This is a genomic window from Pseudomonas sp. 1L-B-1-E-C1 (assembly GCF_057291835.1).
On the sequence record NZ_JBXAWN010000028.1, the window covers coordinates 1 to 2,960 of the forward strand.

Genomic DNA, 2,960 nt, shown 5'->3' on the forward strand with positions numbered 1-2,960 from the left:
TCGAATTCAACGACGGCCGAACCGAAAACTTCGGAGCAGACGCGAGTCAGAGCAGCAGTCAGAGTGGTTTTACCGTGGTCAACGTGACCAATGGTCCCAACGTTGACGTGGGGCAGGGAACGATCAAATTTTTCCTTAGCCATCGATATCACCCTCTACAGAAGAAATTAGACAAACAATATCAACCATTAAAACAAAGGCAGATATTTTCATATCTGCCTTGTTATATGGAGCTCTTGAGCGGATTTGAACCGCTGACCTCACCCTTACCAAGGGTGTGCTCTACCAACTGAGCTACAAGAGCAAAACCCTTTGCACAACCTGCAAACTTGGAGCGGGTAGCGGGAATCGAACCCGCATCATCAGCTTGGAAGGCTGAGGTTCTACCACTAAACTATACCCGCGGAGCCTGCAGCTCACGCTTAAATCTGGTGGAGGGAGAAGGATTCGAACCTTCGAAGTCGTAGACGTCAGATTTACAGTCTGATCCCTTTGGCCGCTCGGGAACCCCTCCTAATCAGGCCGGCATTCTATATCATGCCAAACCCCTGTCAAGCATTTTCTCATTTAAAAACCTGAGGTTAGCTGCGTTGACACACTTCACTTTGAATCCCGATTAAGGCGTTCGCTGTGGAGCGGGCGCCATTCTATGCAAACTATTGAGTGGGTGCAACCCCTTCGCACAGCATTATTTTATGTTTTAACTCATTGAATTCCTTGGAAAGGTTTTGCAACTGTTGATCGCCCAACAAACGCTGACCCTCCGGCGCAACGGCCAGCCAGTAACCGCTTCCGGCAGCATCTTTTGGCACGGATTGCACATTGACTCTCATTGCCAACAGACGCTGTTGCAACCTGGCAACTGAATCCTCATCAGCAAACCCACCGATGAACAGACATTGCTGACGCGGAGCAGCCTCCACTCTGCGCCCATCACTGGCTGTTTCGCTCAACAAACGAATATCCTGCTGCGAACCACGATATAAACTCAGAGGCGTCACGTCTTTGGCTCGCAAGGGCGCTTCCTGTTGATGCCAGACATAGTAAAAAATATTGAGAACTACAAGGAGCAGGAACAACCAACGCATATAAACCTCAGGACAAGGGACACGCCATGGCCAAGCCGACAAAAACCAGGTCGGGCACAACCCTGGCCTCAGGCACGACGCCATCCACCAACTCGGCATCCCCTCCCGTGATGAAGACCATGAAGTTTTCGCCCCAATATGCTTGAGCCAGCTCTAATTGAGTGAGAACGAAACCCCTCAGCATGAGAGAACAACCGCGCTCCACCGCCTCAACAGTGGTCCGTCCCGGTACATGGCTGGATAGGGCCCGCTCCGCCGCCTCATCACCATAGCGAATTTTACGCGTATGGGTGCGCAGCTGGTTTCGCATCAAAGGCATGCCAGGACAAATGAAGCCACCGAGATGCTCACCATCAGCGGCGACAAAATCGGCAGTGACAGCCGTACCGAAGTCGAGAACCAGGCAAGCATTCCCGGCAGCCAAGTGAAAGCCTCCAAGCATCGCCAGCCAGCGATCAAGGCCTAGACGCTCATAATCTTCATAGCCGTTTCGAACACCGGACATCTCCCGAGCGGGTTTCGCACCAACGACAGGAATACCGAACTCGCGCTCAATAAGCTCGATTAACGCGCCGGTTTCCTCATCAGTCCTGACACTCACCAAACGACAGTGGCGCAATGAAAGCGACTTTATGATCCGCAGACTCTCAATCAAAGCCTGACTGGATTCTACAACCCCTTCCGAGACCACTTCACTCGCGAGAGCATCCAACACGCGCCACTTTATAAAGCTGTTGCCGCAGTCAAGCTCAAGAATCATCACGCAACCTCAGACTGAGCTCTCCGCCACTAAAGACCTTTTCAACACCATCTATGCTCAAGCGCAGCCCGCCTTGGTTATCAATGCCGAGCACAACCCCGTCGATCTGGCTGTTCCCGGCTATTAACGAAACGGATCGACCCTGCCACAGATGATTTTCCGCCCACTCTTCCTGCAGACTTGCGAACCCTTCAAGCTGATGCTTATGGATATAAGCCTCGAGTTGATTACTCAACTCCGCCACCAGAGCATTGCGATCGCAGGACTTGCCTGACTCAAGCTTGATAGAGGTCCATTGCTGGTCTACCTCATCAGCAATCTGCATATTGACGTTGACTCCTATGCCCAATACAACATGACATACATCCGCCGGATCTCCGACGAGTTCGAGCAGGATGCCGGCTATTTTTCTATTGCCCACCAAAACATCGTTGGGCCACTTCAAACCGGCTGTCGGCACGCCGCTGCTTCGCAAGGTTTGCATTACCGCCAAGCCAACAACAAGGCTCAACCCTTCAAGCTGACGCATACCGCCTTCGATACGGAGTACAAGGCTGTAATACAGGTTTTCCGCGAATGGGCTCACCCACTTACGGCCTCGACGACCGCGCCCAGCCACCTGTCGCTCGGACAGCACCAAAAACGGCGCGAGAGCCCCCTTGTTAATGGAGCGCAAAGCCTCGGCATTTGTTGAATCGACAGAATCGAACACAGTTACCGGCCACTGAGGTGCTCTTCTGGTTATTTCCACGGGATCAAGCAGCGTCAGAGGCGCGGACAACTGATAGCCGCGACCGCGAACTTTATGGATCGACAGGCCCAGTTCAGCTTCAAGCTGCTGCAGCTGCTTCCATACAGCGCTTCGGCTAACTCCCAGGGCCACCCCTAGATCCTGTCCGGAATGGAATCGTCCATCCTTCAGAAGATTCAACAACGTCAACATGCAGGTTTCGCCTCACAATGAGGCCCGCATAATAGCCATGCCCCGGGCCGTTGCATAGAAATCAAACAGACACATTCTCGCAGGCAAAACAAAACCCCAACTGCTTTCGCAATTGGGGTTTCGGAATTTAATCTTGACGATGACCTACTCTCACATGGGGAAACCCCAC

General features: G+C 52.5%; 4 protein-coding genes and 3 tRNA genes. All 7 read right to left on the bottom strand.

The features are described 5' to 3' along the window. Window positions 1-143: GTP-binding protein (locus AC0Z4S_RS26390; protein ID WP_230385152.1), on the bottom strand; the 143-nt coding region annotated here is incomplete at its 3' end. 85 nt (window positions 144-228) lie between these two features. Next, a tRNA-Thr gene (locus AC0Z4S_RS26395) sits at window positions 229-304 on the bottom strand. A gap of 26 nt (window positions 305-330) precedes the next feature. After that, a tRNA-Gly gene (locus AC0Z4S_RS26400) sits at window positions 331-404 on the bottom strand. 25 nt (window positions 405-429) lie between these two features. Next, window positions 430-514 (bottom strand) — tRNA-Tyr (locus tag AC0Z4S_RS26405). 142 nt (window positions 515-656) lie between these two features. Continuing rightward, a complete protein-coding gene (locus tag AC0Z4S_RS26410) occupies window positions 657-1,088 on the bottom strand; it encodes an SPOR domain-containing protein (RefSeq protein ID WP_253496299.1) in 432 nt (143 codons plus the stop codon). A 7-nt stretch (window positions 1,089-1,095) separates the two neighbouring features. Beyond that, a complete protein-coding gene (locus AC0Z4S_RS26415) occupies window positions 1,096-1,848 on the bottom strand; it encodes a pantothenate kinase (protein WP_485625100.1) in 753 nt (250 codons plus the stop codon). Next, entirely contained in the window at window positions 1,838-2,791 is a 954-nt protein-coding gene (gene birA, locus AC0Z4S_RS26420; RefSeq protein WP_485625101.1) for a bifunctional biotin--[acetyl-CoA-carboxylase] ligase/biotin operon repressor BirA, read from the bottom strand. Before birA ends, AC0Z4S_RS26415 begins: the two co-directional genes overlap by 11 nt. Window positions 2,792-2,960: the final 169 nt, after the last annotated feature.

Excerpts from the sequence above, each read along its gene's own strand:
- AC0Z4S_RS26410 (WP_253496299.1), bottom strand. The coding sequence starts at position 1,088 with ATGCGTTGGTTGTTCCTGCTCCTTGTAGTTCTCAATATTTTTTACTAT.
- AC0Z4S_RS26415 (WP_485625100.1), bottom strand. The coding sequence starts at position 1,848 with ATGATTCTTGAGCTTGACTGCGGCAACAGCTTTATAAAGTGGCGCGTG.
- birA (WP_485625101.1), bottom strand. The coding sequence starts at position 2,791 with ATGTTGACGTTGTTGAATCTTCTGAAGGATGGACGATTCCATTCCGGA.